This window comes from Citrobacter sp. CRE-46, from assembly GCF_059615875.1.
Genome location: NZ_CM184341.1, coordinates 719,330 through 742,472, shown reverse-complemented (window position 1 = coordinate 742,472; position 23,143 = coordinate 719,330). Strand labels below are relative to the sequence as shown.

The window sequence follows — 23,143 nt, the reverse complement described above, 5'->3', positions numbered from 1 at the left end:
CTCTTATCAGGCGGAATTATTCTTTGATAAATTGAATAGAAGAAACTTTATCATTAAAGCCATCACGTATTGCGGCACTGCCGGCCGTGATATCGATATAATTGCCTTTATAATTCCCGTTTGCATATAGCCGGGCTTTGTAACCCTGAGCGACCTGAATTGAAGATAGCGCATCATTGAGGCTGTAAGTTGACAGATCCTTAATGTCACCATCCATAACAAGAGAACGCCCTTCCAGTCCGTAGTCCTCGTAAGCAATTGCCTTGATAATTTTTACGGATGATATCGCATTATTACCACTACTCAGCGCGGATTTACTTTCCAGAAGCGCTATTTTTGTCCCCGAATAATTACAGTTTGTAAAAGCATTCACCCCCAAACTACCCTCAGCAATTTTTACTGAAGAGATAGTGTCATTCATTTTTTTGCCTGTTGCGGATTTAACATCGGCTAAACATGAAATATCATCATTAGTCTGAATATCATCACCAAGATAATTTATATCAGTGTAGAGCGTTGCACCTTTCTCTTTTGCAACTGAGGTAGTCAGAATATCATCAACAATATTCCCTAACTCATAATCTGCCGTATCGCCACTGATATCCCAGATAATCGCACCACCAAATCCTTGCTGGTTGATGTAATCTACTTTTTCACGAATAGATTGCGGATCATCATAGGTTAAAAACTCCTGACTGCCTACGCTATATAAATAAGGAACATGTGACTGCGGATCCCAATACCGTTTGTATTCGCCACTGGCTAGTTTTTCTTTCAGAACATACCACGGGTTGGTGCCAGTATATTGCCCCTCATCATCCCATGCGCCTTTTACAGACGCCTCACCCGGCGCGAATAGCCCCGGCAGTCCCGCTTCAATTTGTGTAGCAGGAACAGACCCCCATCCTCGTCCGTAATATGGAACGCCCATCATTAATTTTTCTTTAGGAATCTGCCAAACATCCGCATATTCACTCATCGCAGAGGAGACATTCAACTTCTGATCGTCATCTTTTTGATTGGCGAAAAGCGGAGCATTGTGGCCCGTTTTTGCATCAAAAGCGCCGTGAATGTCGTATGCCATCACGTTGATACTGTCGAGGTAATCTGCGGTGACAGCCGGGTTAATATAAGCCACATTGTTATGGTTGGTTGTGACAGCGGCAGAAAGTTGATAGTACTTATCGTCTTTGCGCCCCTGCTCATCAAGTTTGGCGCGTAATGATTTGATAAGTTTAGTAAACTGCGCTTTTTCACTGTCGTTGTCCGGATACTCCCAGTCAATATCCAGACCATCAAAATTCCATGCATGGACATAATCGACCATGCTGTTCGCCAACTTCTCAACGCCTTCATCTGTGCGAGTTGCCGCTTCAAACACGCCTTCCTGTGAGTTATCCCAACCACCAACAGAAAGCATAAACGTGACATTATTTTTTTCTGTAAGCTTGTCAAGCTCACGCATTAAATTAGGCGCCTGCGTAGTATCATGCATCGTCACTACACCGTTTTTAACTACGGCAAAACCATAGTTAAGATGGCTCAGGCCCTTATAGTTCACCTTATCGGGGGTAAAGTAATTATGCCCCTCGTAAACCCCCCATTCAGGAAAATAACCAATCACTTTGCGCTGTGATTTAACCCTTTTCTTCTCACTATTTTGCAGATCTTCCGCTTTCTGCCCTGTATAAGGGGTAAACTGAAATTCTGAGTAAATGTTAAAATTGACTTTATCGCCCTTTTTCCATACAGAATCCGTGGAAGGACTAACCCCTTGATCAACCCACCATTGCGCCGTCCAGTAATAGCCCAGGAAGCGAACTTTCTCTCCACCTCTATAGGTAGAGTTTGGATCATAAGGCTGAGATATAATAGCAAGCTCATCCTTGGCAGCAATAATCCCATAGGTTGAACCCGGAAAGTTATTCTGACTTTCGTCAGTATAGGCTTCCCAGGTATTTCCCAAATCTTTCGAAATCATCATCCAGGCATCAAGGCCAGAAAAACTATTGGTATCATCGTTATGCGTAACAGAAGCCGCAGATGCCAGGAAAGGAACCCCTATGGCGGCAAAAATAACTGACTGTGCAATCTTGTTTAATTTCATAACTTACTCCATTCAAACGCCATCCATTTAAGAAACAAATATATGTAAATTTAACTTTGCTGCAGTCACATTATTTAACAAAGCAAATAAAGCATACAACTTTTTATGCAGTGTTTAATTAAAAATAAGATTAAAGTGATGAATTAATTTCTCATATTAATCATCTGTACCATAGAATGCTGGCACAACAATTATATACAGTATATTAATTAAAGCGGATTATTCATTTTATAAATGAAAACATCCTGTAAACAAACAGGATGTTTTCATCAAATTATTCAGAAAAAGACCACATAGACGGCGGCCGCCACAATAAAGCGGTAAATCGCAAACGGAATAAACGAGATGCGTTTAATCAGTTGCAGGAAGGTTTTGATCGCCACCAGCGCCACGATAAACGCTGTCACGAAACCGACTGCAAACATCGGAATATCTGACGCGCTGAGGAAAGACCAGCTCTTGTAGAGATCCAGGGCGGTCGCGCCCATCATCATCGGCACCGCCAGCAGGAAAGAAAACTCAGATGCCGCGTAACGACTCACCCCCATCAGCATACCGCCAGAAATCGTCGCCCCGGAGCGGGAAAAACCCGGCCACAATGCCAGACACTGGAAACAACCGATCATAAACGCCTGGCGATAGGTCATATCATCCAGCCCCGGCGCGCGCGGCTCTTTCGGCTTCAGGCATTCTGCGGCTATCAGCAGCAGGCCCCCTACCACCAGCGCATACATCACGTTGATCGGGTTAAACAGCGATTTGATGGTATCGTGAAAAACCAGCCCCAGGACAACGGCCGGAATCATCCCGAGCAGGATATGACCCAGCGTCAACCGACCTTTGCCAGTACCTTCGTGTGGGGCTTTGCCAAAGTGAATGCCAATCAGGCCAAACAGACGTCGCCAGAACATCACCACAACGGCCAGAATAGAGCCCAGTTGGATCACCACTTCAAATGTTTTTGCGGTATCACCCTCAAAACCCAACAGGTGGCCAACAATAATCATATGGCCGGTACTGGAAACGGGTAAAAACTCCGTCAAACCTTCGACCACACCCAAAATTGCCGCCACCAGCAGCGAGTGCATATCACTCATCAATAAACCCCTACATAAAGAAACCACGGCAAAAAAGAGCCGACGAAAGGACCCTTTTATACCTGTTTGTTTTAGAAATTATTAAATTAATTATTTTCTTTCAGATTATTGCCACGCTCAATGATAACCCCGACGTTTGCCGCACGCGCCACCGCGCCAGGCTTACTGAGTTTGATACGCACCCATGGGGAATTAAAGCGACTCAGCAGGAGGTCCGCCACTTCTTCCGCTACGCGCTCTACCAGCGCAAAACGTCCGCCTTCCACATGATTAACAACCGTTTGAGCAATATCAGCATAGCTCAGGCAATCTGCGACATCATCGCTTTTAGCCGATTTACGGTTATCCCATGCCATTTCGATATCGAACACCAATTTTTGCTCGATCGTTTGTTCCCAGTCGTAAACACCGATAGTGGTGATTACTGAAAGTTGCTCTATAAATACAATATCCATCACGACCCGCCTGCTTTTTGACTAACCCGGATACCACTTCCGGCGAAATATGCGTATTATCCATAGAAGTAGCGTTTTACACGACATTTTCAAAACGGAACAGCTTATGAGTGCAATCGCGCCTGGAATGATTATCTTCGCGTACCTCTGCGGCTCTATTTCCAGTGCCATTCTGGTATGCCGCCTCGCTGGATTGCCGGACCCGCGTGACAGCGGCTCCGGCAATCCGGGCGCGACAAACGTGCTGCGCATCGGTGGTAAGGGAGCCGCCGTCGCCGTACTGATTTTCGATGTACTGAAAGGCATGTTACCCGTCTGGGGCGCCTATGCGCTAGGCGTCAGCCCCTTCTGGCTGGGATTGATAGCGATCGCTGCCTGTCTGGGACACATCTGGCCGGTATTCTTCGGCTTTAAGGGTGGGAAAGGCGTTGCCACCGCCTTTGGCGCAATTGCGCCAATTGGTTGGGACTTAACGGGCGTAATGGCGGGAACCTGGCTGCTGACCGTCTTGCTCAGCGGCTATTCGTCGTTGGGCGCTATCGTCAGCGCGCTGATCGCTCCCTTTTATGTCTGGTGGTTTAATCCCCAGTTCACTTTCCCGGTTTCCATGTTGTCGTGCTTAATTCTGCTACGTCACCATGACAACATTCAGCGTCTGTGGCGCCGTCAGGAGCCGAAGATCTGGACCAAACTGAAGAAAAAACGCGAAAGAGATCCTGAGTGACGGTACTGCCGGATGGCGGCGCTAAAGCGTCTTATCCGGCCTGCAACCTACGGGATTTGATACCCTTCCACTGGCTTGCCTAATCTGTTCTGGCACCACGTCGCCAGAAACTCCACGCACACGCGAAGCTTCACGCTGCGATACAGCGGCTCCTGATAAACCGCCCAGATATTGGCGCTCTGTGCATAGTCCGGAAGTACACGCACCAGTTCACCGCTTGCCAGAAACGGTTGTACGTCCCATTCGGAACGCAACATGATCCCTTTTCCCTGCAGCGCCCACTGCAACACAATCTCACCGCTGTTCGATGACAGATGCCCGGCTACCTTGACCGATTTTTTCTCCTGACCGTTATCCAGCTCCCACACTCCGTGGGTCATATCGCGTTCTTTGGTGACCAGACAATCGTGCCGACTTAATTCCAGTAGCGTCATCGGCTCGCCATATTTTTGTAAATAGGTCGGGGCCGCACACAATATTCTTTTGTTTTTCGTTAACAAATGCGCAATATAATAATCAGGAATTTCATCATTAATACGAATATCTAAATCGATATTATCCTGCGCCAAATCAATTTGCCGATCGTAAAGCTCAAAATGCACCTGTAACTCAGGATAACTATGCATCAGTTCGGTAATGGCCGGCGCAATATAGCTGCGCCCAAAGCCAAAGCTACAGCCGATACGAATCATCCCCGCCGGGCGCGTTTTGATTTGCGTGACGTCATCAACCAGATGCTGGTAGCCCGCGAGGATCGCCTGCGCATGTTCATAGCAACGTTGACCACTTTCCGTTAACGCCACGCCGCGCGCAGAGCGGTTAAGCAACGTCGTCCCCAGCGTGGATTCGAGAATTTGAATACGTTTTGTCACAAACGCAGGCGTCTGCCCCAGCGTGGCGGCAGCGGCGCTAAAGCTGCCGCTATGAACAATTTCAACCAGCACCTGCAGGTCTTTCGCCAGGGGATACGTGTTCAGCATGGTCGGTATATCCGTAATGTTGTTAACCGCAGTGTAATTCCCTCACGCGTATTAAACCCTGCCTTTGCGCAATTTTTATTGCCTTACCTGGACATCATTCACGAACTGTTAATTGGATATTCACAGTGGCAAATAATATAAAACCACACTTTTAGTGATAGTTTGTGGCGGAGAATTTATTTCCAGAAAATAAAAGAACTGGAGTTTACAAGATGAGCAATCAAAATAACCAAAATGCGATAAATACGCTGACAAACATTGTCGCGAACTTTACCGCCATGATTTCTACCCGTATGCCCGACGACGTGGTGGATAAATTAAAACAGCTGCGGGAAGGCGAAGACTCGCCGATGGGTAAAATCATCTACCACACTATGTTTGACAACATGCAGAAAGCGATTGATCTGAACCGTCCGGCCTGCCAGGACACCGGCGAGATTATGTTCTTTGTAAAGGTCGGTTCCCGTTTTCCGCTGTTGGGTGAGCTGCAAAGCATCCTGAAACAAGCCGTTGAAGACGCCACGGTCAAAGCGCCGCTGCGCCATAACGCGGTAGAGATTTTTGACGAAGTGAATACCGGCAAAAATACCGGCACCGGTGTGCCGTGGGTTACCTGGGACATCATTCCTGATAATGATGACGCGGAAATCGAAGTCTACATGGCAGGCGGCGGCTGTACCCTGCCAGGACGCTCGAAAGTGTTAATGCCTTCAGAAGGCTACGAAGGCGTAGTGAAATTTGTCTTCGAAAATATCTCCACGTTGGCCGTTAACGCCTGCCCGCCGGTGCTGGTGGGCGTAGGCATTGCCACCTCAGTAGAAACTGCCGCAGTGCTCTCCCGTAAAGCGGTGCTGCGTCCTATCGGCTCACGTCATCCCAATCCAAAAGCGGCCGAACTGGAACTGCGTCTGGAAGAAGGACTTAACCGCCTGGGCATTGGTCCGCAGGGGTTGACCGGCAATAGCTCCGTGATGGGCGTGCATATCGAATCCGCCGCGCGCCACCCGTCGACTATCGGCGTTGCTGTTTCCACCGGCTGCTGGGCGCACCGTCGCGGCACGCTGTTGGTTCATGCTGATCTCTCCTTCGAAAATCTGTCTCACACCCGGAGCGCGTTATGAAAAAGATCCTCACCACCCCGATTAAAGCCGAAGATCTGGAAGATATTCGCGTTGGCGATGTCATTTACCTGAGCGGTACGCTGGTGACCTGCCGCGACGTGTGCCACCGTCGCCTGATCGAACTGAAGCGCCCAATTCCTTATGATCTGAACGGCAAGGCTATTTTCCACGCAGGCCCAATCGTGCGTAAGAACGGTGATAAATGGGAGATGGTCTCCGTCGGTCCAACCACCAGTATGCGTATGGAAGCTTTTGAGAAAGAGTTTATCGAGCAGACCGGCGTCAAGCTGGTGGTCGGAAAAGGCGGTATGGGACCGTTGACAGAAGAAGGCTGCAAGCAGTTCAAAGCGCTGCATGTGATCTTCCCGGCAGGTTGCGCAGTACTGGCGGCCACTCAGGTTGAAGAGATTGAAGAAGTGCACTGGACGGAGCTGGGCATGCCGGAATCCTTGTGGGTATGTCGAGTCAAAGAGTTCGGCCCGCTGATTGTGTCCATCGACACCCACGGCAACAACCTGATCGCCGAAAACAAAAAGCTGTTCGCTGAACGCCGCGATCCCATCGTGGAAGAGATTTGCGAGCACGTGCACTACATCAAATAACCCTTCCGGAGAGGCACAGAGCCTCTCCCCTTTCGCAGGGATATCACAATGGCACCTTTAGCTGGTTGGTGGCGATACCTGGCTCCGCTGGTGGTCATCGCCATTATTGCTGTTTTACCCGTCCCCACCGGTCTTGAGAGCCACACCTGGCTCTATTTTGCCGTCTTTACCGGTGTGATTGTGGGGCTCATTCTGGAACCTGTACCCGGCGCGGTCGTGGCGATGATTGGTATTTCGATCATCGCCGTACTTTCACCGTGGATCCTGTTCAGCCCGGAACAACTCGCGCAGGACGGTTTTAAATTTACCGCCAAATCGCTGTCGTGGGCCGTTTCTGGCTTTTCTAACTCGGTGATCTGGCTGATTTTCGCGGCCTTTATGTTTGGTACCGGCTATGAGAAAACCGGTCTCGGTCGGCGTATCGCGCTGATGTTAGTGAAAAAGATGGGGCACCGGACGTTATTCCTCGGTTACGCGGTGATGTTCTCCGAGCTTATCCTCGCCCCCGTCACGCCTTCTAACTCCGCGCGCGGGGCCGGGATAATCTACCCGATTATCCGCAACCTGCCGCCGCTGTATAACTCACAGCCCAATGACGCCAGTTCACGTTCTATTGGCTCCTACATCATGTGGATGGGCATTGTCGCCGACTGCGTCACCAGCGCGATTTTCTTAACGGCGATGGCGCCGAACCTGCTGCTGATCGGCCTGATGAAAGGCGCATCTCATACGGCACTCAGTTGGGGCGACTGGTTCTTGGGTATGCTGCCGCTGAGCATTTTACTGGTGCTGATCGTGCCCTGGCTGGCATATGTGTTGTACCCGCCGGTGCTGAAATCCGGCGATCAGGTGCCGCGCTGGGCGGATACAGAATTAAAAGCGATGGGACCGCTCTGCGCACGTGAGAAAAAGATGCTCGGGCTGATGGTCGGCGCGCTGGTGTTGTGGATCTTCGGTGGCGATTATATTGACGCCGCAATGGTCGGTTACAGCGTGGTGGCATTGATGCTGGTACTGCGCATCATCAGTTGGGATGACATCGTCAGCAATAAAGCCGCATGGAACGTCTTTTTCTGGCTGGCCTCGTTAATAACCCTGGCGACCGGGCTGAATAACACCGGTTTTATTACCTGGTTCGGCAAGCTGCTGGCAAACGGGCTGAGCGGCTATTCACCGATCATGGTGATGGTGGCGCTCATCGTGGTCTTTTATTTACTGCGCTACTTCTTTGCCAGCGCCACGGCGTATACCTCCGCCCTTGCGCCAATGATGATCGCCGCCGCGTTGGCGATGCCGGAAATCCCGTTGCCGGTCTTCTGTCTGATGGTCGGCGCCGCTATTGGCCTGGGCAGTATTCTGACTCCCTACGCCACCGGCCCAAGCCCTATCTACTACGGCAGCGGCTATTTGCCAACGGTTGACTACTGGCGGCTGGGCGCTATTTTTGGCCTGATTTTCCTCGTGCTGCTGGTGATCACCGGTCTGGTCTGGATGCCTCTCGTTTTACTGTAAAATCCCATTGGGGCGACGTCTTGTCGCCCCTTTATCCATAAGCTTCTCATATGATCGATTTCCCGATGCGCTGAGGCATACTTTTTTGTACGCAAACACCCTCATGCTGATAAGGGAAACGCTCTGGACACGCTGGCGCACGAGACACTCACACGAGGCTGGCAGGCCGAACTGGATCTGCACTTTACCCGCACCGGGCACAAAACGGTGCTCGCCTCGGCGCGTCACTATGGACCTTTGACGGTTCAACGTCCGTTTTATCCCGAAGAAGAGGTATGTCACCTCTATTTGCTTCATCCACCTGGCGGGATCGTCGGCGGGGATGAGCTACATATTTCCGTATCACTCGATGAAAACAGCCATGCGTTAATCACTCAGCCCGGCGCGGGAAAATTTTATCGCAGCCGTGGGCCGCAGGCGTTGCTACGCCAGCATTTCACGCTCGCCCCGCACGCCACGCTGGAGTGGCTGCCGCAGGATACGATCTTCTTTCCCGGCGCTAATGCCACCGTCCAGTCCGTATTTCATCTGACGTCCGCAAGCCATTTGCTGGCCTGGGATCTGCTGTGTCTCGGACGCCCTGTCATGCAGGAAACGTTCAGCCACGGCACGCTACAAAACCGTCTGGAAGTGTGGCGGGATGGGCAACCGCTACTGATAGAGCGTTTGCAGGTGCAGGCAGGGAATCTGAGCGGCGTCGCACATCATCCCTGGATTGGTACGTTGCTGTGTTACCCGGCCAACGAACACATGCTGGAGGGAACGCGCGAGCGGCTTACGCCATTGGGGGATTATGCCGGGGCAACGCTTAACGACTCGCTGCTGACAATCCGCTTTCTGGCGAACGACAACCTGATTGTTCAGCGCGTTATGCGTGACATCTGGCAATTTCTGCGCCCGCTGCTGACACACAAAGCGCCCATGCTACCGCGAATCTGGCAAACCTAAGAGGCCCATTATGGAACTGACCCCCAGAGAAAAAGACAAGCTGTTGCTGTTTACCGCCGCGCTGGTGGCAGAACGTCGCCTGGCCCGCGGGCTGAAGCTGAATTACCCGGAATCAGTGGCGCTGATTAGCGCTTTCATTATGGAAGGGGCGCGCGACGGGCAAACCGTGGCCGCGCTGATGGAAGACGGGCGTCACGTGCTGCGCCGCGATCAGGTGATGGAAGGCGTACCAGAGATGATCCCGGATATTCAGGTTGAAGCCACATTCCCGGACGGTTCGAAACTGGTCACCGTCCACAACCCGATCGTCTAAGGAGCGGCAATGATCCCAGGTGAGTATCAGATCTCAGCAGGCAACATTGCGATCAATCAGGGGCGCGAAACCTGCACGATCGTAGTGGAGAATCACGGCGACAGACCCATCCAGGTGGGATCGCACTATCACTTTTACGAGGTGAACCCGGCGCTACGCTTTGACAGGGCAGCTACGCGGGGCTTTCGTCTTAACATTGCCGCAGGTACAGCGGTACGTTTTGAACCGGGGCAAAAGCGCGAAGTCGAACTGGTGCGCGTCGCTGGCGCACAAAGGATGGTGGGTTTTCGCAGCGAAGTGATGGGCGCGCTGGAGGCAGATAATGAGTAACATTTCCCGCCAGGCGTACGCCGACATGTTTGGCCCAACCACCGGCGATAAAGTACGTCTGGCGGATACTGACTTGTGGATCGAGGTGGAAAAAGACTTCACCACCTACGGCGAAGAGGTCAAATTCGGCGGCGGAAAAGTGATCCGCGATGGTATGGGCCAGGGACAAATGCGCGCCCAGGCGTGTGTGGATCTGGTGATAACCAATGCGCTGATCGTTGATCACTGGGGGATCGTCAAAGCGGATATCGGCATCAAAGACGGCAGGATCTTCGCCATCGGCAAAGCGGGTAATCCCGATATTCAGCCCAATGTCACAATCCCGATAGGCGTAGGAACAGAAGTCATCGCCGGAGAAGGCAAAATCGTCACCGCGGGCGGCGTGGATACGCATATTCACTGGATCTGCCCGCAGCAGGCGCAAGAAGCGCTGGTTTCCGGCGTGACGACGATGATCGGCGGCGGTACCGGTCCGGCCGCAGGCACCAATGCCACCACCTGCACGCCGGGCCCGTGGTACATCGCCCGCATGCTGCAGGCGGCAGACACATTGCCGGTTAACATTGGTTTGCTGGGCAAAGGCAATGGTTCAAACCCTGACGCCCTGCGCGAGCAAATCACTGCCGGCGCCATTGGCCTGAAGATCCACGAAGACTGGGGCGCCACGCCTGCCGCTATCGACTGCGCGCTGACCGTGGCCGACGAAATGGACATTCAGGTAGCGCTGCACAGCGACACGCTCAATGAGTCCGGTTTTGTTGAGGATACGCTGGCAGCGATCGGCGATCGCACCATTCATACTTTCCATACCGAAGGCGCAGGTGGCGGCCATGCGCCGGATATCATCACCGCCTGCGCACATCCGAATATTTTGCCCTCCTCCACCAACCCGACGCTGCCTTATACCGTCAACACCATCGATGAACATCTCGACATGCTGATGGTCTGCCACCATCTCGATCCGGATATCGCTGAAGACGTGGCCTTCGCCGAATCGCGCATTCGCCGGGAAACGATCGCTGCCGAAGATGTGCTGCATGATATTGGCGCGTTTTCCCTGACCTCGTCCGATTCACAGGCAATGGGGCGCGTGGGCGAAGTGATCCTGCGCACCTGGCAGGTGGCGCACCGCATGAAGGTTCAGCGTGGTCCGCTGGCAGAAGAAATCGGCGACAACGACAATCAGCGTGTTAAACGCTACATCGCCAAGTACACCATCAATCCGGCGTTGACCCACGGTATCGCCCACGAAGTCGGCTCGGTTGAGCCCGGTAAACTGGCCGACCTGGTGCTGTGGTCGCCGGCCTTTTTTGGCGTAAAACCGGCGACCATCGTGAAGGGCGGGATGATCGCCTGCGCGCCGATGGGTGATATCAACGCCTCAATCCCTACTCCGCAGCCGGTGCATTACCGCATGATGTTCGGCGCGCTTGGCGCAGCGCGGCATCACACCCGTCTGACCTTTATTTCACAGGCTGCCGACGCGCAAAACGTCCCGCAGCAACTTAATTTGCAAAGCGCTATCGCCGTCGTCAAAGGCTGCCGGACGGTAAAAAAGGCTGACATGATCCACAACGCTCTGCAGCCCAATATCACCGTCGATGCCCAGACCTACGAGGTACGCATTGACGGTGAACTGATTACCAGCGACCCGGCAGACGTTTTGCCGATGGCGCAACGCTATTTCCTGTTTTAAGGAGTGAGGATGATCTACCTGACCCAACGCCTTGACCATGCCCACCGCGTCACCGCAAGCGTCACGCTACCCATTGATGTTCGGGTAAAAAGCCGCGCCAGAGTGGCGCTGAGCGATGGCCGCGAAGCCGGCTTAATGCTACCGCGCGGTTTACTGTTACGCGGCGGCGACCTGCTGACTACCGACGATGGCCGCGAGGTGATCGAAGTGATCGCCGCGCCGGAGTCGGTTTCCGTCGTGCGCTGCGCCGACCCTTTTTTGCTCGCCAAAGCCTGTTACCACCTTGGTAATCGCCACGTACCGTTGCAGATCCTGCCCGATGAGCTGCGCTACCACCACGATCATGTGCTGGACGATATGTTGCGCCAGTTCAACCTCGAGGTGGCGTTTGCCCAATTGCCGTTTGAGCCGGAAGCGGGTGCCTATGCCAGCGAGTCACACGGGCATCATCACGGCCATGCGCACTGATGCATAGCACCCAACAGCTGCGCCTGATGCAGCTCGCCAGCAGCAGTCTCCCGGTGGGATCGTTTACCTGGTCTCAGGGTCTGGAGTGGGCGGTGGAAATCGGCTGGGTGAAAAGCGTCGATGACTTCTCTGACTGGCAAATTCAGCAGATGGAGCACAACTTTTTTACCGTCGACTTACCGCTGCTGGCGAGATTGTATCGCGCCTGTGAGCAGGACGATCTCGCCGCCGCGCGCCGCTGGACCGCTTACCTGCTGGCCTGTCGGGAAACCCGCGAACTGCGGGATGAAGAACGCAGCCGGGGCATCGCCTTTACGCGACTGGTTACCGACTGGGAACCAGACTGTTCCCGGGAATGGCGCACGCTCTTTACCGACAGCCAGCTGTGCGGCATGGCCTGGCTGGGCGTACGCTGGAAAATCCCCCTGACGAATCTGGCATTAAGCCTCGGCTACAGCTGGATTGAGAGCGCAGTGATGGCAGGCGTCAAACTGGTTCCCTTTGGCCAGCAGGCGGCGCAGCGGTTGATTATTTCGCTTGGCGATCGTTACGCGCAAGGTGTGGCACAAGCGCTGGCGTGTCCTGACGCCAGCCTCGGATCCGCAACGCCGTTAGCCGCCATCGCGTCTGCCCGGCATGAAACCCAATATTCCCGCTTATTCCGTTCCTGAGGAGAAAAAATGAGTGATTACAAGCATCCCCTGCGCGTGGGCGTTGGCGGCCCGGTTGGCTCCGGCAAAACAGCGCTGCTGGAAGCGTTATGCAAAGCCATGCGCAGCAGCTATCAGCTGGCGGTCGTGACTAACGATATCTACACCAAAGAAGATCAGCGCATTCTCACCGAAGCAGGCGCCCTGGAACCGGACAGGATCGTTGGTGTGGAAACTGGCGGCTGTCCACATACCGCCATCCGCGAAGATGCGTCGATGAATCTGGCCGCGGTCGAAGCGCTGAGCGAGAAATTCGGCAACCTGGATCTGATTTTTGTGGAAAGCGGTGGCGATAACCTGAGCGCCACCTTCAGCCCGGAATTAGCGGATCTGACAATCTACGTGATTGACGTTGCCGAAGGCGAGAAGATCCCGCGTAAAGGCGGGCCGGGGATCACCAAATCCGATTTTCTGGTGATCAACAAAACCGATCTGGCCCCTTACGTAGGCGCTTCGCTGGAGGTGATGGAACACGATACCCTGCGCATGCGCGGCGAGCGTCCGTGGACGTTTACTAACCTGAAGGCGGGCGACGGTCTGGCGACGATTATTGCGTTTCTGGAAGAGAAAGGAATGTTGCGGGTGTAGCGTGGTTTATCGCCGGGTGGCGGCTTCGCCTGACCCGGCCTACGGTTTTGTTGGCCCGGTAAGCAAAGCCACCACCGGGCAAAAAACTCACGCCGCCGGTAATTCCGCCAGCGGCCAGCGTGGACGCACGGTCACGCCAAGATCCGCCGTTGCGCCCGCTTTAAAACGCACCATCCCCGCGTAGGCGATCATCGCCCCGTTGTCGGTACAAAATTCCGGGCGCGCATAGAACACTTCGCCGCGGCGTTTTTGCATCATTTCGGCCAGTTTTGCGCGCAGCGTGCGGTTAGCGCTCACGCCCCCCGCCATCACCAGACGTTTAAAACCGGTTTGATCCAGCGCGCGTTTGCACTTGATCATCAGCGTATCAACCACCGCATCTTCAAAGGCACGGGCGATATCTGCACGCGTTTGATCGTCATTTTCGTTATTACGAATCGTATTCGCGGCGAAGGTTTTCAGGCCGGAGAAGCTGAAATCCAGCCCCGGACGGTCGGTCATCGGACGCGGGAAGACAAAGCGTTTTTCCACACCCTGTGACGCCAGCTTAGACAGCATTGGGCCGCCAGGATAATCCAGCCCCAGCAGCTTGGCGGTTTTGTCGAACGCTTCACCTGCCGCGTCATCAATCGATTCACCCAGTAATTCATACTGACCGATACCAGTGACGCTAATCAGTTGCGTGTGCCCACCGGAAACCAGCAGCGCGACGAACGGAAAAGCAGGAGGATTCTCTTCCAGCATCGGCGCCAGCAAATGCCCTTCCATGTGGTGCACAGGAATTGCCGGCACGCCCCAGGCGAACGCCAGCGAACGTCCTACGGTTGCGCCGACCAGCAGCGCGCCAACCAGACCAGGACCTGCGGTGTACGCCACCGCATCGATCTCTTTTGCCGTGAGTCCCGCTTCTTTCAGCGCGGCCTGAATCAGCGGTACGGTTTTACGTACGTGATCGCGCGAGGCCAGTTCTGGCACTACGCCGCCGTAGTCAGCGTGTAATTTCACCTGACTATACAATTGGTTGGCTAAAAGACCTTTTTCATCGTCGTAAATGGCGATGCCGGTTTCATCGCAGGATGTTTCAATACCCAGTACACGCATGACTTGTTTTACCTCGCTCTATTACCGCGCAGTGTAGGACCAATGCGGGTTGATGTAAAACTTTGTTCGCCCCAGGCGCATGCCTCGTGTATACTCCTTGTCCTTATAAAAGTCCCTTTCAAAATCGCGTGGGTGCTTTACAAAGCAGCAGCAATTGCAGTAAAATTCCGCACCATTTTGAAATAAGCTGGCGTTGATGCCAGCGGCAAACCGAATTTATTAAAGGTGAGAGTTACATGCCGGTAATTAAAGTACGTGAAAACGAGCCGTTCGACGTAGCACTGCGTCGCTTCAAGCGTTCATGCGAAAAAGCAGGTGTTCTGGCGGAAGTTCGTCGTCGTGAGTTCTATGAAAAACCGACTACCGAACGTAAGCGCGCTAAAGCTTCTGCTGTGAAACGTCACGCGAAGAAACTGGCTCGCGAAAACGCACGCCGTACTCGTCTGTACTAATCCATTGAGAGCTAAAGCTCTCAATTCAGACTGAGTTGTAGTTGTAAGGCCGTGCTTCCGGAAGGAATGCGCGGCTTATTTTCGTTTATACATCAGCAATTACACAAAATCATTCACACTGTATCAAGGCGGCAAGTGAGTGAATCCCCGGAGCTTACTTAAGTAAGTGACAGGGGGGAGCGAGTGCAGCCAACGCAGAGACAGTTTGAAGGATGAAGTGTAATAACGGGGCATATGGCTGGACGAATCCCACGTGTATTTATTAATGACCTGCTGGCAAGAACCGACATCGTCGATCTCATCGACGCGCGGGTAAAGCTGAAAAAGCAGGGCAAAAATTATCACGCGTGCTGTCCGTTCCATAACGAAAAAACCCCCTCTTTCACCGTAAACGGTGAAAAACAGTTTTATCACTGCTTTGGGTGTGGCGCGCATGGCAACGCCGTCGACTTTCTCATGAACTACGACAAGCTCGAGTTTGTGGAAACCGTCGAAGAACTGGCCGCAATGCACAACCTTGAAGTGCCCTATGAAGCAGGCAGTGGCCCCAGTCAGATAGAGCGCCATCAACGGCAAAGCCTTTATCAATTGATGGACGGCCTGAACACTTTTTATCAACAGTCTTTGATGCAGCCCGCCGCTACCCCTGCGCGCCAGTACCTGGAAAAGCGAGGATTAAGTAGCGACGTTATCACCCGTTTTGCTATTGGTTTTGCCCCCCCCGGCTGGGATAACGTCCTGAAACGGTTTGGCGGCAATGCTGAGAATCGCAAATCGTTGGTCGATGCGGGGATGTTGGTCACCAACGATCAGGGACGCAGTTACGATCGTTTTCGCGAACGGGTGATGTTCCCCATCCGCGACAAACGTGGTCGGGTCATTGGTTTTGGTGGACGCGTGCTGGGCGATGCCCTGCCGAAGTATCTGAACTCCCCGGAAACCGATATTTTCCATAAAGGTCGCCAGTTGTATGGCCTTTATGAAGCCCAGCAGGATAACGCCGATCCGCAGCGCCTGTTAGTGGTGGAAGGTTATATGGATGTGGTGGCGCTGGCGCAATACGGCATTAACTACGCCGTGGCATCCCTTGGGACGTCAACCACCGCCGATCACATCCAGCTGTTGTTTCGCGCGACGAACAACGTGATTTGCTGCTACGACGGCGACCGCGCCGGACGCGACGCAGCATGGCGCGCGCTGGAAACCGCACTGCCTTATATGACAGACGGCCGCCAGCTACGCTTTATGTTTTTACCTGATGGCGAAGATCCCGATACGTTAGTGCGTAAAGAAGGGAAAGAGGCTTTCGAAGCCCGGATGGAGCAGGCGTTGCCGCTCTCTGCGTTTTTATTTAATAGCCTGTTGCCACAGGTAGATTTGAGTACCCCGGACGGACGCGCGCAGCTCAGCACGCTGGCGCTGCCACTGATCACTCAGGTGCCGGGCGAAACGTTGCGCATTTATCTGCGACAGGAGTTGGGAAACAAGCTCGGCATTCTGGATGACAGCCAGCTTGAACGTTTAATGCCAAAACTGGCAGAAAATGGCGCTTCCCGCCCTGTTCCACAGCTAAAACGTACGACCATGCGTATACTTATAGGGTTGCTGGTGCAAAACCCGGACCTTGCTCCGCTGGTTCCGCCGTTAGGCGCGCTGGACAGCAATAAGCTGCCTGGACTTGGCTTATTCAGAGAACTGGTCAACACTTGTCTGGCTCAGCCAGGCCTGACCACCGGCCAACTTTTAGAGCACTATCGTGGCACAAATGATGCTGCAACCCTTGAAAAACTGTCGATGTGGGACGATATAGCAGATAAAGATATCGCAGAAAAAACCTTCACCGACTCACTCAACCATATGTTTGATTCGATGCTTGAACTGCGCCAGGAAGAGTTGATAGCTCGTGAGCGCACACACGGTTTAAGCAGCGAAGAACGCCGGGAACTCTGGACGCTGAACCAGGAACTGGCCAAGAAATAAGAGAAAGACAAAACAAAGACAAAATCATTCGCGTTGTATCAAGGCAGCAAGTGAACGAACGCCTGGGAGTGTACATAAGTACATGACCAGGAAGAGAGAACGCAGCTAACGCAGAGACAACGTGAAAGATGAAGTATTTAACGGCTTAACTGCCGAATATCGATCGGGAAGCCCCCGACAGCCGCACGGAGAGGCAGCGGCAAAATATAAGTATGCCCTCGTTTTGCCGTTGGCGGTTTTACCGCCCAACACCAATCAAACGAATTAAGTGTGGATACCGTCTTATGGAGCAAAACCCGCAGTCACAGCTGAAGCTTCTTGTCCAACGTGGTAAGGAGCAAGGCTATCTGACCTATGCCGAGGTCAATGACCATCTGCCGGAAGATATCGTCGATTCAGATCAAATCGAAGACATCATCCAAATGATCAATGACATGGGTATTCAGGTGATGGAAGAAGCACCTGATGCCGATGATCTGCTGCTTGCTGAAACCTCCAACAGCACCGATGAAGACGCGGAAGAAGCGGCTGCCCAGGTTCTGTCCAGCGTTGAGTCCGAAATCGGCCGTACAACTGACCCGGTCCGCATGTACATGCGTGAAATGGGTACCGTTGAACTGTTAACCCGTGAAGGCGAAATCGACATCGCTAAGCGCATCGAAGACGGGATTAACCAGGTTCAATGCTCCGTTGCTGAATACCCGGAAGCCATCACCTATCTGCTTGAGCAATACGATCGCGTAGAAGCTGAAGAAGCGCGTCTGTCCGATCTCATCACCGGCTTTGTCGATCCTAACGCGGAAGAAGACATGGCGCCAACGGCGACCCACGTCGGTTCTGAACTCTCTCAAGAAGAGATGGATGAAGATGAAGACGAAGATGAAGAAGATGACGACGACAGCAGCGATGACGACAACAGCATCGACCCTGAATTAGCGCGTGAAAAATTCGCTGAGCTGCGTACCCAGTACGAAATCACCCGCGACACGATCAAGGCCAAAGGCCGCAGCCATGCTGCCGCGCAGGAAGAAATTCAGAAGCTGTCTGAAGTGTTCAAACAGTTCCGCCTGGTGCCGAAGCAGTTCGACTACCTGGTAAACAGCATGCGCGTCATGATGGACCGCGTGCGTACTCAGGAACGTCTGATCATGAAGCTCTGCGTTGAGCAGTGCAAAATGCCGAAGAAAAACTTCATCACTCTGTTCACTGGCAATGAAACCAGCGAAACCTGGTTCAACGCGGCAATCGCGATGAACAAACCGTGGTCTGAAAAACTGCACGACGTGGCAGATGACGTTCACCGCGGCCTGCAGAAACTGCAGCAGATTGAAGAAGAAACCGGCCTGACCATCGAGCAGGTCAAAGATATCAACCGTCGCATGTCCATCGGTGAGGCGAAAGCCCGTCGTGCGAAAAAAGAGATGGTTGAAGCGAACTTACGTCTGGTTATCTCTATCGCCAAGAAATACACCAACCGTGGTCTGCAGTTCCTGGATCTGATTCAGGAAGGCAACATCGGTCTGATGAAAGCGGTTGATAAGTTTGAATACCGTCGTGGTTACAAGTTCTCCACCTACGCAACCTGGTGGATCCGTCAGGCAATTACCCGCTCTATCGCGGATCAGGCGCGTACCATCCGTATTCCGGTGCATATGATTGAGACCATTAACAAGCTCAACCGTATTTCCCGTCAGATGCTGCAAGAGATGGGCCGTGAGCCGACGCCGGAAGAGCTGGCTGAACGCATGCTGATGCCGGAAGACAAGATCCGTAAAGTGCTGAAGATCGCCAAAGAGCCTATCTCCATGGAAACGCCGATCGGCGACGATGAAGATTCGCATCTGGGTGATTTCATCGAGGATACCACCCTCGAGCTGCCGCTGGACTCTGCCACTACCGAGAGCCTGCGTGCCGCAACGCACGACGTTCTGGCTGGCCTGACCGCTCGTGAAGCGAAAGTTCTGCGTATGCGTTTCGGTATCGATATGAACACCGACCACACGCTGGAAGAAGTGGGTAAACAGTTCGACGTTACCCGCGAACGTATCCGTCAGATCGAAGCGAAGGCGCTGCGTAAACTGCGCCACCCGAGCCGTTCTGAAGTGCTGCGTAGCTTCCTCGACGATTAATCTCGCCGTATAAGTTCAAACGCCACCGCAAGGTGGCGTTTTTATTTACATCCCGCGCATGACCAGCGCGTCATCCAGCTCACGATACGCCTCCACCAGCTTATCCAGTGTTATCCGGCTCAATCCGCTGGGATTTGGCAATACCCAAATCTGCGTCGCGCCAATGGTCAGCGTCTGCTTTCCCCACTGCGCTCCGCGCTGACTAAAGCCTTGCTCGAACGCCTGCTTGCCAAGAATCGCCAGCGCGGCGGGCTGATAGTCATCAATCTTTTCAATAAGCTTACGGCCACCGCTACGCATCTCCTGTAGCTTCACTTCATTAGCCTGCACCGTTGGCCTGTCGACAAATTTAGTCACGCCACAGCGGAAATCCAGCAGGTGTTGCGCCTCTTCTGGCTTCAGTTGGCGATCGGTAAATCCCGCCTGATGGATGACCTTCCAGAAGCGATTGGCGGGATGCGCAAAGGGGAATCCTGTACCTGCGGAAGATAGCCCCGGATTGATGCCGCAAAACACCACCCGCAGCCCTGGTGCCAGTATGTCCTTAACCATAATTACTCCGAACAATACATCAGAGTAACAGTATAACGGACTGATAATACATTGTTTATAAAATCAGCATCCGTACGCTTATGTCTGGATTGCGACGCGGAGTTACTTTATAATCCACCGCCACGGCCCCTTAGCTCAGTGGTTAGAGCAGGCGACTCATAATCGCTTGGTCGCTGGTTCAAGTCCAGCAGGGGCCACCAAATAAAACAAGGACTTAGACAGGAAACTGGCTAAGTCCTTTTTGTTTTGTTTCAATCTGGGTGACGTAATGGGTGACGTAACTCAACTGTAGGTGTTGTAGCCAGGGAGATTTAGCATGAGCTTTAAGGATAAAGTTGAAGAGAAAAAAAAGCGCCGCATGGCCCGTCCCCCTGAGTTAACGGTAAAGGACTGGATTAGCCTTTATGATCTTCTTCGTTCAGCCAAAGCTCAAGACCCAGAAGCCATGTACGAAGACCTCGCCTCTGTGCTGTTAACTACCCTATCAGTTGAGCATCATCCGGAACTATACCGCCTGGATGGAAACAAACTAAACGCTGTTGCCGATGACCATTTTGCCTGGGACCTACTATCCGCCCCAATGAAAGGGAAAATGTCCCCAGAAGAATTGGCGAAGCGCCCGAAGACCCTTTCTCAACTTCTGCGTATCTACAATGAAGATATCAGCAACGATGAGTCACTTCGTACACATGGCTTCTTGCGTGACGCTATTGCCCCACTCCTCGATGTCGAGCTTCTGGAAAGCATCGAAGATGAGCCGGACTACAAAGAAAAATATTTCGAGTTGCTAGCAGTGCAAAAGCACTCGACTCCCCCTCCACTAAGAGGGGAAAGTTATGCTATCAAACGAGAAGAGTTGCTGATCGCAGCCCTTGCGGTTATCTCTCAAAATCAAAGAGATGCTAATAAAAAGGTCATCCCAACAGTTACTGAACTTCTGAACCAGATAGAAAAACATGCCTCTGCGTTCTGGCCTCACAGTAAACAACTTCCGATGTCTCGTGAGAATGCATCTAAAGAGCTAGGCTTCGCATTACATCTTTTAGAACAACCAAATCAGAATATTGAATTTCTTCGGGAAGCCAAAAAAGCAAAAAGAAAAAGTACATAAAAAGAAATAGTTACAAAAGGTACCCAGTAATCTTCAGGAAGGTACACGGGAAATATACCGTTCAGTTTGATTAACTCCGTTCAGTTTCAGCTTTCACCACCAGGAGTTATTCAATTGAAAAATAAACCAGCTATGTCTGATAAGGTTATAGCCCTTCATCAGCCCCAACGTTTGATTCGCATTGATACAATGCTTCAGCTTCTCGATTGCAGTCGCACCACCCTCTACCGCTGGGTTAAAGCTGGCATGTTCCCACAGCCGATAATGCATGAGGGTCGAACCGTAGGATGGCCAGCCAATACGTATCAATGCTGGCTTGAGCAAAATAACAAGTAATTCTGTTTGTTAAAGGGCTGAAATATTCAGCCCTTTCTTCATCTGACAATGAAACAAACTGGAACAAAAACGATTATTTTCACCTCTTCTACGACATGCTAAAACATGAGTAACTCTCTGATTAATCAAGTAACAAAGCCCTCACCTGGTCAGGAATCCCCCCCGGTATTTAATACTATTACGCCCGATAAGCCTGGCAACCTTGTTGAATATCAGCCAAAGGGAACGTTTGTTTTCAAAGAAGTGATGTGGTCTGTACTGCCAGAGAAACGCGACCAGGACACGAAGATCATGAAAAGAATCTTCGGGGCAGTTGACAAGGTATCAGCGATGTCTCGCTTTCTTGCGGTCAGATATGACTTTCGACTCCCGACCTACAGTGCGGATAATCGTATAATGGTTGATTTCCATAATTTACTTTTCCGCCAGTTAAGCAAGAACTACCCAAAATCGTTTATCAGCTATCTCTGGGTAAGAGAGCAGGGCTCAGGGGAAGCACAGCATTATCACTATTTGCTGATGCTGGATGGCAACTATATCCGTTATCCAAATAAGCTGAATACGATTGTCCGACATTGTTGGGAACAGGTTGCTGGTGGTTCGGTATGGTTCCCGGAAAACGGTTATTACTTTGTGAGCGAAAATGATCTCAAGACCTATACCGAGCTGATGCTAAGAGTTAGCTATCTGGGTAAGCGCCATACTAAAGAGTCAATTGATAAAGGTATCAAACTTTTTGGCTCAGGCATGCGCAAACCGAAACCTGTCGCACCTTCACGCCAAAAATCTGCAATAACACCCTACAAACCAATCAACCAAAAAGTGGAGACGAAAGCCAACGATCAGGATATGGCGTTAAAATCCACCTACTCAGGAATGTTGGACAAATATTTTCTGGGCAAAGCCCGATTACCCGCCGTTCTGCGTAAACGTTCATCCTATGAACTTTATGACGAAAATAAATGGTGGTGTAATTCACCACGTTGGCCCGGTCATCGTCATAACTATGTGTTAGAAGCTCTGATTACTGGGATCAGCCTTTCTGATTACGCACGCAAGTACAAGTTGAATCCAGTACGGGTATATGCCAACTGTCGCCGTGTTGGGGGGCAAAGCCTTAAAATTATTCACTGGGCATGGCATCGCTATTGCTTCCAGAAAAGCAAATCCACACTGGATGACTACATTAACAATCACCGGCTGAATCATAAAACAGCTAAAAAGCAGTTACGGTGTAAGCCAATGAGCTCTCACTGGAGCCAGCACTTTGACCGATATTATCAAAAGTACTGGCCAAAAGGCTGGACTGTTGCCGACTATTGCCGTGAACACAATCTGGTCGCCAGCACTGCCAGACGTTATATAGTCGATTTTCCATTTATAGGCCTGATAGACCCGTTCTTGTTGAAACCATGGTTATAGAGATGAAAACACCATAACAATGTCACCTGGTATGCTTACTGAGCGCGACGTAACTTAAATATAAACACTTAGCCGCCATCAGTAAGCAGAACCTTATCAACACTACCAGGGAATTATTGTGCGGCATTATAACGGAAATGCCTCTCAATTCTTGACGGGCATTAACGCACAGACAACGTTGATTACCTCCTGTAAGCCAATTTATATCTGCTTACTGCCACATATCCGCTGGGACTAATCCCCTTTAAACACCTTTTACTTCAAAAAAATATTTTCCTTCTGATTTATCCCATACGCGAAATAATGAAGATTTTCTTTTAATTGCTAATACTTTCAATGAGATAAGACCCATACCTCCTTACACTCATATGATCACTTTCATTTTTCTTTTAATATCAATGTGTTACAA

The 23,143-nt window shown here is 51.8% G+C and carries 23 protein-coding genes and 1 tRNA gene; 18 read left to right on the top strand and 6 right to left on the bottom strand.

The genetic code is table 11. The features are described from left to right. Positions 1 to 16 precede the first annotated feature (16 nt). The 3 genes from AC534G_RS03615 to folB all read right to left on the bottom strand — a co-directional run bounded on the left by AC534G_RS03615 (position 17) and on the right by folB (position 3,659). The gene (locus AC534G_RS03615; protein ID WP_110496806.1) at positions 17 to 2,107 is read right to left on the bottom strand and encodes a glycosyl hydrolase family 18 protein; all 2,091 of its coding nucleotides are present in this window, start codon (positions 2,105 to 2,107) and stop codon (positions 17 to 19) included. 278 nt (positions 2,108 to 2,385) lie between these two features. Further along, positions 2,386 to 3,204 (bottom strand): undecaprenyl-diphosphate phosphatase, encoded by an 819-nt coding sequence (gene bacA, locus AC534G_RS03610; protein ID WP_038633957.1) that lies wholly within the window; start codon positions 3,202 to 3,204, stop codon positions 2,386 to 2,388. 86 nt (positions 3,205 to 3,290) lie between these two features. After that, complete coding sequence (gene folB / locus AC534G_RS03605) at positions 3,291 to 3,659, bottom strand: bifunctional dihydroneopterin aldolase/7,8-dihydroneopterin epimerase (RefSeq protein ID WP_038633959.1); 369 nt, start codon at positions 3,657 to 3,659, stop codon at positions 3,291 to 3,293. Between the two features lie 106 nt (positions 3,660 to 3,765). On the opposite strand from folB, the gene plsY reads away from it, so the two are divergent. Further along, the gene (plsY, locus tag AC534G_RS03600) at positions 3,766 to 4,383 is read left to right on the top strand and encodes a glycerol-3-phosphate 1-O-acyltransferase PlsY (protein WP_003828443.1); all 618 of its coding nucleotides are present in this window, start codon (positions 3,766 to 3,768) and stop codon (positions 4,381 to 4,383) included. A 47-nt stretch (positions 4,384 to 4,430) separates the two neighbouring features. Here the strand turns inward: plsY and ttdR are convergent, their stop codons facing one another. Further along, a complete protein-coding gene (gene ttdR, locus AC534G_RS03595; RefSeq protein ID WP_110496804.1) occupies positions 4,431 to 5,363 on the bottom strand; it encodes an L-tartrate utilization transcriptional activator TtdR in 933 nt (310 codons plus the stop codon). Between the two features lie 212 nt (positions 5,364 to 5,575). Between ttdR and ttdA the strand changes: the two genes are divergently transcribed. From ttdA to ureG, 10 genes are all read left to right on the top strand, one after another. Further along, a complete protein-coding gene (gene ttdA / locus AC534G_RS03590; RefSeq protein ID WP_038633966.1) occupies positions 5,576 to 6,484 on the top strand; it encodes a L(+)-tartrate dehydratase subunit alpha in 909 nt (302 codons plus the stop codon). Beyond that, positions 6,481 to 7,086 (top strand): L(+)-tartrate dehydratase subunit beta, encoded by a 606-nt coding sequence (gene ttdB, locus AC534G_RS03585; protein ID WP_006688017.1) that lies wholly within the window; start codon positions 6,481 to 6,483, stop codon positions 7,084 to 7,086. The genes ttdA and ttdB overlap by 4 nt, the downstream gene beginning before the upstream one ends. A gap of 48 nt (positions 7,087 to 7,134) precedes the next feature. Further along, entirely contained in the window at positions 7,135 to 8,598 is a 1,464-nt protein-coding gene (locus tag AC534G_RS03580; RefSeq protein ID WP_042311057.1) for an anion permease, read from the top strand. 123 nt (positions 8,599 to 8,721) lie between these two features. Then, positions 8,722 to 9,546 (top strand): urease accessory protein UreD, encoded by an 825-nt coding sequence (locus AC534G_RS03575; RefSeq protein WP_199979407.1) that lies wholly within the window; start codon positions 8,722 to 8,724, stop codon positions 9,544 to 9,546. 10 nt (positions 9,547 to 9,556) lie between these two features. After that, positions 9,557 to 9,859: an urease subunit gamma gene (locus AC534G_RS03570; RefSeq protein ID WP_003024678.1), complete on the top strand. Its 303-nt coding sequence runs from the start codon at positions 9,557 to 9,559 to the stop codon at positions 9,857 to 9,859. Between the two features lie 9 nt (positions 9,860 to 9,868). Beyond that, on the top strand, positions 9,869 to 10,189 hold the full coding sequence (locus AC534G_RS03565; RefSeq protein WP_038633976.1) for an urease subunit beta: 321 nt from the start codon (positions 9,869 to 9,871) through the stop codon (positions 10,187 to 10,189). Further along, the gene (gene ureC, locus AC534G_RS03560; protein WP_110496800.1) at positions 10,182 to 11,885 is read left to right on the top strand and encodes an urease subunit alpha; all 1,704 of its coding nucleotides are present in this window, start codon (positions 10,182 to 10,184) and stop codon (positions 11,883 to 11,885) included. The genes AC534G_RS03565 and ureC overlap by 8 nt, the downstream gene beginning before the upstream one ends. Before the next feature lie 9 nt (positions 11,886 to 11,894). Beyond that, positions 11,895 to 12,353, top strand: coding sequence for an urease accessory protein UreE (ureE, locus tag AC534G_RS03555; RefSeq protein ID WP_042311069.1), 459 nt, complete (start codon positions 11,895 to 11,897; stop codon positions 12,351 to 12,353). Beyond that, entirely contained in the window at positions 12,353 to 13,024 is a 672-nt protein-coding gene (locus AC534G_RS03550; protein WP_110496798.1) for an urease accessory protein UreF, read from the top strand. The genes ureE and AC534G_RS03550 overlap by 1 nt, the downstream gene beginning before the upstream one ends. A gap of 9 nt (positions 13,025 to 13,033) precedes the next feature. After that, entirely contained in the window at positions 13,034 to 13,651 is a 618-nt protein-coding gene (gene ureG, locus AC534G_RS03545) for an urease accessory protein UreG (RefSeq protein ID WP_110496796.1), read from the top strand. 87 nt (positions 13,652 to 13,738) lie between these two features. Here the strand turns inward: ureG and tsaD are convergent, their stop codons facing one another. Continuing rightward, positions 13,739 to 14,752, bottom strand: coding sequence for a tRNA (adenosine(37)-N6)-threonylcarbamoyltransferase complex transferase subunit TsaD (gene tsaD, locus AC534G_RS03540; protein WP_038633989.1), 1,014 nt, complete (start codon positions 14,750 to 14,752; stop codon positions 13,739 to 13,741). A 236-nt stretch (positions 14,753 to 14,988) separates the two neighbouring features. On the opposite strand from tsaD, the gene rpsU reads away from it, so the two are divergent. The 3 genes from rpsU to rpoD all read left to right on the top strand — a co-directional run bounded on the left by rpsU (position 14,989) and on the right by rpoD (position 19,313). Then, positions 14,989 to 15,204: a 30S ribosomal protein S21 gene (gene rpsU, locus AC534G_RS03535; RefSeq protein ID WP_001144069.1), complete on the top strand. Its 216-nt coding sequence runs from the start codon at positions 14,989 to 14,991 to the stop codon at positions 15,202 to 15,204. Positions 15,205 to 15,438: 234 nt separating this feature from the next. Next, positions 15,439 to 17,184, top strand: coding sequence for a DNA primase (gene dnaG, locus AC534G_RS03530; RefSeq protein WP_038633998.1), 1,746 nt, complete (start codon positions 15,439 to 15,441; stop codon positions 17,182 to 17,184). A 284-nt stretch (positions 17,185 to 17,468) separates the two neighbouring features. After that, positions 17,469 to 19,313: an RNA polymerase sigma factor RpoD gene (gene rpoD, locus AC534G_RS03525; RefSeq protein ID WP_038634001.1), complete on the top strand. Its 1,845-nt coding sequence runs from the start codon at positions 17,469 to 17,471 to the stop codon at positions 19,311 to 19,313. Between the two features lie 45 nt (positions 19,314 to 19,358). Here rpoD and mug read toward each other — a convergent pair whose 3' ends face one another. Continuing rightward, positions 19,359 to 19,865: a G/U mismatch-specific DNA glycosylase gene (mug, locus tag AC534G_RS03520; RefSeq protein WP_069324359.1), complete on the bottom strand. Its 507-nt coding sequence runs from the start codon at positions 19,863 to 19,865 to the stop codon at positions 19,359 to 19,361. Between the two features lie 124 nt (positions 19,866 to 19,989). Between mug and AC534G_RS03515 the strand changes: the two genes are divergently transcribed. The 4 genes from AC534G_RS03515 to AC534G_RS03500 all read left to right on the top strand — a co-directional run bounded on the left by AC534G_RS03515 (position 19,990) and on the right by AC534G_RS03500 (position 22,734). Continuing rightward, positions 19,990 to 20,065 (top strand) — tRNA-Ile (locus AC534G_RS03515). 116 nt (positions 20,066 to 20,181) lie between these two features. After that, positions 20,182 to 20,976: a hypothetical protein gene (locus tag AC534G_RS03510; RefSeq protein ID WP_496594500.1), complete on the top strand. Its 795-nt coding sequence runs from the start codon at positions 20,182 to 20,184 to the stop codon at positions 20,974 to 20,976. A gap of 132 nt (positions 20,977 to 21,108) precedes the next feature. After that, on the top strand, positions 21,109 to 21,312 hold the full coding sequence (locus AC534G_RS03505) for a helix-turn-helix transcriptional regulator (protein ID WP_496594600.1): 204 nt from the start codon (positions 21,109 to 21,111) through the stop codon (positions 21,310 to 21,312). Positions 21,313 to 21,417: 105 nt separating this feature from the next. After that, on the top strand, positions 21,418 to 22,734 hold the full coding sequence (locus tag AC534G_RS03500) for a YagK/YfjJ domain-containing protein (RefSeq protein WP_496594499.1): 1,317 nt from the start codon (positions 21,418 to 21,420) through the stop codon (positions 22,732 to 22,734). Positions 22,735 to 23,143: the final 409 nt, after the last annotated feature.

Coding starts and splice junctions, on each gene's coding strand:
- ureE (WP_042311069.1), top strand. CDS start 11,895: ATGATCTACCTGACCCAACGCCTTGACCATGCCCACCGCGTCACCGCA.
- AC534G_RS03505 (WP_496594600.1), top strand. CDS start 21,109: ATGTCTGATAAGGTTATAGCCCTTCATCAGCCCCAACGTTTGATTCGC.
- AC534G_RS03565 (WP_038633976.1), top strand. CDS start 9,869: ATGATCCCAGGTGAGTATCAGATCTCAGCAGGCAACATTGCGATCAAT.
- folB (WP_038633959.1), bottom strand. CDS start 3,659: ATGGATATTGTATTTATAGAGCAACTTTCAGTAATCACCACTATCGGT.
- plsY (WP_003828443.1), top strand. CDS start 3,766: ATGAGTGCAATCGCGCCTGGAATGATTATCTTCGCGTACCTCTGCGGC.
- ttdR (WP_110496804.1), bottom strand. CDS start 5,363: ATGCTGAACACGTATCCCCTGGCGAAAGACCTGCAGGTGCTGGTTGAA.
- AC534G_RS03615 (WP_110496806.1), bottom strand. CDS start 2,107: ATGAAATTAAACAAGATTGCACAGTCAGTTATTTTTGCCGCCATAGGG.
- AC534G_RS03550 (WP_110496798.1), top strand. CDS start 12,353: ATGCATAGCACCCAACAGCTGCGCCTGATGCAGCTCGCCAGCAGCAGT.
- ttdA (WP_038633966.1), top strand. CDS start 5,576: ATGAGCAATCAAAATAACCAAAATGCGATAAATACGCTGACAAACATT.
- ureG (WP_110496796.1), top strand. CDS start 13,034: ATGAGTGATTACAAGCATCCCCTGCGCGTGGGCGTTGGCGGCCCGGTT.
- tsaD (WP_038633989.1), bottom strand. CDS start 14,752: ATGCGTGTACTGGGTATTGAAACATCCTGCGATGAAACCGGCATCGCC.
- dnaG (WP_038633998.1), top strand. CDS start 15,439: ATGGCTGGACGAATCCCACGTGTATTTATTAATGACCTGCTGGCAAGA.
- ttdB (WP_006688017.1), top strand. CDS start 6,481: ATGAAAAAGATCCTCACCACCCCGATTAAAGCCGAAGATCTGGAAGAT.
- AC534G_RS03580 (WP_042311057.1), top strand. CDS start 7,135: ATGGCACCTTTAGCTGGTTGGTGGCGATACCTGGCTCCGCTGGTGGTC.
- AC534G_RS03510 (WP_496594500.1), top strand. CDS start 20,182: ATGAGCTTTAAGGATAAAGTTGAAGAGAAAAAAAAGCGCCGCATGGCC.
- AC534G_RS03500 (WP_496594499.1), top strand. CDS start 21,418: ATGAGTAACTCTCTGATTAATCAAGTAACAAAGCCCTCACCTGGTCAG.
- AC534G_RS03570 (WP_003024678.1), top strand. CDS start 9,557: ATGGAACTGACCCCCAGAGAAAAAGACAAGCTGTTGCTGTTTACCGCC.
- rpsU (WP_001144069.1), top strand. CDS start 14,989: ATGCCGGTAATTAAAGTACGTGAAAACGAGCCGTTCGACGTAGCACTG.
- rpoD (WP_038634001.1), top strand. CDS start 17,469: ATGGAGCAAAACCCGCAGTCACAGCTGAAGCTTCTTGTCCAACGTGGT.
- ureC (WP_110496800.1), top strand. CDS start 10,182: ATGAGTAACATTTCCCGCCAGGCGTACGCCGACATGTTTGGCCCAACC.
- mug (WP_069324359.1), bottom strand. CDS start 19,865: ATGGTTAAGGACATACTGGCACCAGGGCTGCGGGTGGTGTTTTGCGGC.
- bacA (WP_038633957.1), bottom strand. CDS start 3,204: ATGAGTGATATGCACTCGCTGCTGGTGGCGGCAATTTTGGGTGTGGTC.